The sequence below is a fragment of the Achromobacter sp. 2789STDY5608615 genome, assembly GCF_001298995.1.
Lineage (GTDB): Bacteria > Pseudomonadota > Gammaproteobacteria > Burkholderiales > Burkholderiaceae_B > Achromobacter > Achromobacter insuavis.
Genome location: NZ_CYTY01000025.1, coordinates 18,414 through 24,963, shown reverse-complemented (window position 1 = coordinate 24,963; position 6,550 = coordinate 18,414). Strand labels below are relative to the sequence as shown.

Below are 6,550 nucleotides of genomic sequence, written 5' to 3'. Positions count from 1 at the left end.
CTGGTGCGGATAACGGCCGCGCGCGACCAGCTCTTGTACCTGGATGCCATCCGGCGCTTGCGGCGCCTGGGGCAGAAGGCTCAACCGGGCCGCCAGTTCGCGCGCGCCATACCGCTGCAGCGCCTTGCCCTCGAGTTCCACCCGGCCCGCCTGGGGCGCCAGCAGGCGGGCCAATCCGCGCAGCAGCGTCGACTTGCCACAGCCGTTGGGCCCCAGGATGACGGTGATGCGTCCGGCGGGAATATCCAGGTCCAGGTCCTGGCACACGGGCGACAGCTCATGCGACAGCGTGAGTCCGCGCGCGCGCAACACGACATCGGAGGGCGGAGGTGGAGGGCAGTCGCGCATGCAGGCTTTTCGCAATCGGATTGTGTCAGCGGGGGCCGCGGCGCAGCAGCAGCCAGATCAGGTAAAGCCCCCCCAGCAAGCCGGTCAGCTTGCCGATGGGCAGATTCAATTGCCACGGATGCCGCTGGCCCAGCACGTCAGCGCCGATCACCAGGCAGGCGCCCATGGCGGCCGAGCCGATGATCGAGGGGCCCGCGCCGCCCAGCAGGCGCCGGGCCAGTTGCGGCGCGGCCAGCGCGATGAAGGCGATCGGCCCGGCCGCGCCCGTGGCCAGCGACGCCAGCATCACCGCACAGAAGAACATCGTCAGCCGTACCCGCGCCACCGGCACGCCCAGCTGCGTGGCCAGGTCATCGCCCATTTCCAGCAGGGCCAGGCGCCGCGCCGACGCGCACGCCAGCGGCAGGCACAGCGCAATGGCGCCTCCCGCCAGCCAGGCATGCGTCCAGGTGCGCGCATTGAGGGAACCGGACAACCAGAGATTCGCCAACAGCGCATGATCCAGGTCGCCCTTGACCAGCAACAGGCCGTTCACGGCATGCAGCATCGCGCCCACGCCGATGCCGACCAGCACCAGCCGGCGCGCGCTCATTCCGCCACGGCGATAGGCCAGCAGCCAGACCATGGCGGCGGTCAGCAGGCCGCCGAGGGCCGCGCCTCCCGCCGCGCCGATCACGGACGGGCCATACAGGATGATGTGCAGCAAGGCGCCGGAAGCCGCGCCCGTGGTGAAGCCGATGAGATCGGGGGACCCCAGCGGATTGCGCGACAGCGACTGGAACACCGCCCCCGATACGCCGAGCGCGGCGCCTACGAACAGGCCGGTCAACACGCGTGGCAGGCGAAAGCCCAGGATCAGTTGCTCGCCGGACGTCGCCGGCGGGCCGCCGGCCAGCATGTCGAGCATGCGGCCCAGCGACAGCCCGCCACTGCCCGTCCCCAGCGCGACCAGCGCCAGGATCCCGGCCGACAGCAGCAACGCCAGGCCGGCCAGCGCGACGCGCGGCGCCGCGCCGGCCACGCGCGGCCGCCACCAAGCCATCGAATGGATCGCGTCGCGCATGTCAGCCCATCCCGGCACGGCGCGCCAGCGCCACGAACAGCGGCCCGCCCAGCACTGCCGCCATGATCCCGGCGCTGATCTCGTCCGGCGCCGCGATCACGCGGCCCAGGGTATCCGCGGCCAGCAGCAGGCAGGCGCCCACCAGCGCGGCGCAGGGGATCACGCGCCGATGTCCGGGGCCACAGACATGGCGCGCCACGTGGGGCGCGGCCAACCCGATGAAGGCGAGCGGACCGGCGGCGGCAGTGGCTGCGCCGGCCAGCAGCACGATGACGACGGCGGTCCCGATCCAGACCAGGCGCGGCCGCGCGCCCAGGGACTTGCCAAGGTCCTGTCCCAGCGCCAGCGCATCCAGCGCGCGCGCCAACGCCAACGCGCCCACCGCGCCCAGCGCCACGGCCGGCAGCACGGCCACCAGCACCTGGCCCGAACGCCCCTGCAACGAACCGACCACCCAATGGCGGAACTGATCGAAGACCCGCTCCTCGCTGTTGAGGGTGATGAGCTGCGTGACGGCCAGCAGGATCGCCGATATCGCCGCGCCGGCCAGAACCAGCCGCAGCGGATCGTGCGCGCGATGCAGCCCGCCGATCGCATAGACCAGCGCGCCGGCCGCCGCCGCGCCGGCAAAACCCGCCATCACCTGCCCCGCCGGCCCGTGCGCGGCGCCCAGCGCCATGGCGGCGGCGATCGCCGCCGCCGCGCCCGCATTGACGCCCAGCAGACCGGGATCGGCCAATGGATTGCGCGTCAGGGTCTGCATCAGCGCCCCGGCGACGCCGAGCGCCCCGCCCGCGACCAGCGCCAGCACGGTACGTGGCAAGCGCAGATGGCGCAGCAGCAGATGCTCGTTGTCGCCCGCATCGAAGGCGGTGAGCGCGTGCTCCACCGTCGCCAGCGACAACGGCCGCGCGCCCGCCATCAAGCTCGCCAACGCCAGCAGGGCGATCGCGATCATGCAGGCCGGCAGCAAGGCCCATGCGAGGCGGCCGCGCGCGGCCGGCGGGTGCGGGGAAGTCATGTGCCGAAGCGCTCGAGCAAGGTGTCGATGATCTGACCGGCGCTGTACGCATCGATGCGAAAGGCGTCGCGGCCAAGGCCGTAGACCTGCCCCGCCCGCACCGACGGCAGGTTGGCCAGCACCGGATCGCGCAGCAGGGCGCCGGCGCCCGCGGCGTCGGCGCGCAGCACGAAGGTGGTGCGCGCGGTCAGGCGTGTCAGCGCCTCGTAGGGCGCCCAGACGAAATCGCCCGGCGCGCCCAGCGCCACGTGCCAGGCCGGATCGGGCGCCTCGATGCGGAAGCCCAGCGAGGCCAGCAGGCGCGCATGCGGACTGGCGGGCGTGGCGATGGGATTATTGGTGCCCGGGCCGTTGTAGCTGACGATATTGGCGGCGCCCTCGGGAATGCGCAAGCGGGCGCGGGCCGCGGCGACCCGCGCGTCAAAGCCCGCGATGGCGCGCGTCGCTGCGGCCTCGATGCCGAGCGCCCGGCCCAGTTGCACCGCGAGCTCCTGCCAGGTCTGGTGGCTGTAATCGACCACGATGACCGGCGCGATGGCGCGCAGCGCATCGAGTTGCTCGCGCGCCGAGTCCGCGCCAGTGGCCGAGACGATGATGAGATCGGGCCGGGCCGCATACGCCGCTTCCAGGTCGACCTGCCCGGCCGGCCACAGCGGCTTGAGGCCGCGTTCGCGCGCGACCGCCGCCCATTGATCGAAAAAGCGGCCATTGGCGCCGCCGGCGCTGGCAATGAGCGGCGCGTCGATGGCCAGCAACGTGCCGCTGACCGTCACCGACGTCGACAGCACGCGCCGCGGGGCCACGGCCAGCGTGGTCTGCGTGCCATCGGCATTGTCGAAGCGCCGTGGCCAATCCGGCGCCGTCTCCGCCTGCGCCGACGCCCCCAGGCCCAGCGCGAGCGCCATCAGCCACGCGGCCAGTCGGCGGCGCGTCGTCACCACGACAGTCGCGCGGTCGCCATGACCGTGCGCCCGGTGCCGTAGTAGCACGAGGTGGCCGCCGAGCACGTGGCCACGTAGCGCTTGTCGGCCAGGTTGCTGCCATTGAGCGCCAACTGCAGGTTCATGCCGCCGATCTTGCCCGCGTCGTAGCGCAGGGCGGCATCGAACAGCGTGTAGGCCGGAATGTGCAGGTTGTTGGCCAGGTCGCCATAGGTCGCGCCGACATAGCGTACGCCCGCCCCCATGCCCAGGCCGGCCAGCGGACCGCCATGGAAGGTGTAGTCCACCCACATCGAGCCCATCCACTCGGGCACCCGGATCATGCGGTTGCCGGCATAGCCGTCGTTGTTGCGCACCACCTTCGAATCCATGCGCGTGACGGCGCCGATGACGCTCAGCCCCCGCAGCGGCGTGATGCGGCCCTCCAGCTCGACGCCGCGCACGCGCACCTTGCCGGTCTGTACCTGGTAGGCCTCGTCGGCCTCGTTGAGCGGATCGGCCGTCAGCACGTTCTGCTGCGACAGCTCGTAGGCCGACAAGGTGATCATGCCGTCGATGTGGCGCGGCTCGTACTTCAGGCCCGCCTCCCATTGCGTGCCGGTGGTCGGTTTGAAGGCATTGCCCGCGCGCGTCGTGCCGCCCGTGGGCTGGAACGACTCCGAATAGCTGAAGTAGGGCGCCAGGCCATTGTCGAACAGGTAGGTGACGCCGGCGCGACCCGTGAAGGCCTCGTCGCGGGTCACCTGGCGCACACCGGTCAGGCGGTTCAGGGAATCCATGCGCGTCCAGTCCTGCCGCCCGCCCAGGGTGAAGCGCCAGCGGTCCAGCGCGATCTGGTCCTGCAGGTACACGCCGTACTGCGAGTCGGTCTCGCGGGTGGACATCTGCTTGGCCAGCGTCGGCTCGAAATCGTAATGGGTATAGACCGGGTCGTACACATTGATGGCAATGACGGCCGGCGAAACGGTCGCGGCCTGGCGCAAGAAGGTCCAATCGGTCTTCTGCCAATCGAAGCCGGCGATCATCGTGTGGGTGAGCGGTCCGGTGCCGAACTTGCCCTCGATGCGCGTGTCGATGGTCTGCGCGTCGGAATCGCCTTCGCCCTGCACCGCGCGACGATTGAGGATGCGGCCGCCGATGAGCGTATTCAGGTTGGTGAGCGCGGCGCCGCGCACCCCGTTGCCCACCGTCGCGCGGTAGAGCGAATCCACGTGCGTGTAGCGCGCGTTCTGGCTGAACTTCCATGCGTCGTTGAACTGATGTTCGAGCTGCCAGCCGGCGGTCCAGATATCGCGGTTGTAGGTGTTCCAGTCGGGCTCGCCCAGGAACGTGGTGTTCTTGATGTAGCCCTCGGCGGCCGGCACCACCGTTCCCTGATAGGGCAGGAACTGGAAGGTGCTGCCGCCCCGATCCTTCTGGTACAGGCCGTGCAGCGTCAACCGTGTGGCGTGATCGTTGAAATACATCGTGGCGCTGGGCGCAATGAACCACTGCTCGTGGTCGGTGTGCTTGATCTGTGTCGCGCCGTCGCCATACAGGCCCACCAGCCGCCACAGCACGTTCTCGTCGCCGTTGGCGCCGCCCAGGTCGAACGCGGTCTGCCTGCGTCCGTGACCGTCGACCTGCAACTGCACCACCTGCTCCTCTCCCAGCGTCGGCAGCTTGCTGACCTGGTTCACCATGCCGCCCGGCGCCAACTGGCCATACAGCACGCTGGACGGGCCTTTCAACACCTCGACGCGCTCCAGGTTCCAGGTGTTGAACGAGGTGCGGTTCCAGCTCAGACTGCTGTCCGACGGCGCACGCAATCCATCAAGCATCACGTTTGCGCCAAAGCTGCCGGCATCGAAGCCGCGGATATAGAGATCATCGACCCGGTTGTCGATGCCCTGGCTCTCGGGCAATACACCCGCCGTGTAGCGGGTCGCCTCATTCAGGTTACGCACGCCGCGCAGGTCCATTTCGCGCCACTCGATCACCGACACCGATTGCGGCACTTCACGCAGCGGCGTGTCGGTCTTGGTCGAGCCGCCGATCGTCTCTGCGGGCCGGTAGGCATTGACCGTTACGGCTTCCAGGCTGACCGGTTCGTCGACCGCGAAGGCGACGCCAGCCTGCCCCGACAGGGCGAGCAACAGCGGATAGACTGCGCGGCGCCTGGCCGGACGAGCGGCGCGGCGGAAGGGGAGGCGCTTCGGCGCGAGGGCTGGCACGGGACTTCTCCTGCGAGTAAATAAGATTTGTTCTCACTGGAGTAGAGCATGGGGTGCCGATGCGCGTCGTTCGTGAAAACGGCGGATTTGTTCGCGCAAACGGCGATCTGCCGCCAGCGCCGGCGCCGCTACAGACGCGCCCGCACCTGTCGCGGCGTCAGGCCGAAATGGCGCCGGAACGCTGTCGAAAAACTGCCGGGATTGGCGTACCCGGCGATTGCCGCCGCCTGCGTCACGTTGATCCCCTCCGCTTCGAGCGCCTGGCGCGCCAGGCGCAGGCGTTCCTGCTGCAGGAAGTCGAATACCGTAATGCCCAGCGCCTGGCGGAAATGACGCTGCAAGGTGGTGGGCGTGGTGTTCATATGGCGCGCGATCTGCTCGATGCTCAGGGGCTCGCCGGCGTGGCGCCGCAACCACTGCGTCAGGTCCACCATGCGGCGGCGCAGAACGGCGGGCTGCGGCGCCGGATCAGTCGCCTGCCCGGCTGCCCCGCCATCGAGCGACAACGCCTCGATGACCAATTCGATGGCGCGGCTTTCGAGATACAGGCCCGCGACCTGCCGCGGCAGCGACGGTGGATTCAGGAGCTGCTCGGCCAGCAGCCGGGCCCGTGTCGAGGCGCGCCAGCTGCGCGTGGCCAGATGGGGAACCCCATGTGGTGCGAGCGCCCGGGTCTCGCCAAACGATTCTTCCAGCCACTGCCGATTCACGCCGATGCTGACGCGGCGCGACGATTCACCGCCCAGCACCACTCGCCTGCATTCCTCGGGCTCGCGCAACGTCACCACCCCCGCGTCGACTCCTTGCCCGCGAGCCAGCCGCAGGACGCTGCGTCCGTAGCTGACGTCGATGCGGCCGTCGAGCACCAGCACGATCCGCAGATGATCATCGACCATCGCCAGCCCGGTCGACGCGTCGCTATCGGTCTCGCAGGCCAGTTGCAGGCTCAGGCCGGGGCGCAAGT

The 6,550-nt window shown here is 69.9% G+C and carries 6 protein-coding genes; all 6 read right to left on the bottom strand.

Features of this window, described 5'->3' with window-relative positions:
- Positions 1 to 312 (bottom strand): ATP-binding cassette domain-containing protein (locus tag AOZ49_RS20585; RefSeq protein WP_231690401.1); only part of this gene is annotated, 312 nt, incomplete at its 3' end.
- Positions 313 to 373: 61 nt separating this feature from the next.
- Positions 374 to 1,411: a FecCD family ABC transporter permease gene (locus AOZ49_RS20580; protein ID WP_054477452.1), complete on the bottom strand. Its 1,038-nt coding sequence runs from the start codon at positions 1,409 to 1,411 to the stop codon at positions 374 to 376.
- Position 1,412: 1 nt separating this feature from the next.
- Positions 1,413 to 2,432, bottom strand: a complete 1,020-nt coding sequence (locus tag AOZ49_RS20575) for a FecCD family ABC transporter permease (RefSeq protein ID WP_054477450.1) — start codon at positions 2,430 to 2,432, stop codon at positions 1,413 to 1,415.
- On the bottom strand, positions 2,429 to 3,370 hold the full coding sequence (gene fepB, locus AOZ49_RS20570) for a Fe2+-enterobactin ABC transporter substrate-binding protein (RefSeq protein ID WP_231690400.1): 942 nt from the start codon (positions 3,368 to 3,370) through the stop codon (positions 2,429 to 2,431). The genes AOZ49_RS20575 and fepB overlap by 4 nt, the downstream gene beginning before the upstream one ends.
- Positions 3,367 to 5,586, bottom strand: a complete 2,220-nt coding sequence (locus tag AOZ49_RS20565) for a TonB-dependent siderophore receptor (RefSeq protein WP_231690399.1) — start codon at positions 5,584 to 5,586, stop codon at positions 3,367 to 3,369. The genes fepB and AOZ49_RS20565 overlap by 4 nt, the downstream gene beginning before the upstream one ends.
- Before the next feature lie 128 nt (positions 5,587 to 5,714).
- On the bottom strand, positions 5,715 to 6,548 hold the full coding sequence (locus tag AOZ49_RS20560) for an AraC family transcriptional regulator (RefSeq protein WP_054477448.1): 834 nt from the start codon (positions 6,546 to 6,548) through the stop codon (positions 5,715 to 5,717).
- Positions 6,549 to 6,550 lie beyond the last annotated feature (2 nt).

Bases quoted from the DNA above. Each gene is read 5' to 3' on its own strand.
- AOZ49_RS20580 (WP_054477452.1), bottom strand. From the start codon at position 1,411: ATGCGCGACGCGATCCATTCGATGGCTTGGTGGCGGCCGCGCGTGGCC.
- AOZ49_RS20575 (WP_054477450.1), bottom strand. From the start codon at position 2,432: ATGACTTCCCCGCACCCGCCGGCCGCGCGCGGCCGCCTCGCATGGGCC.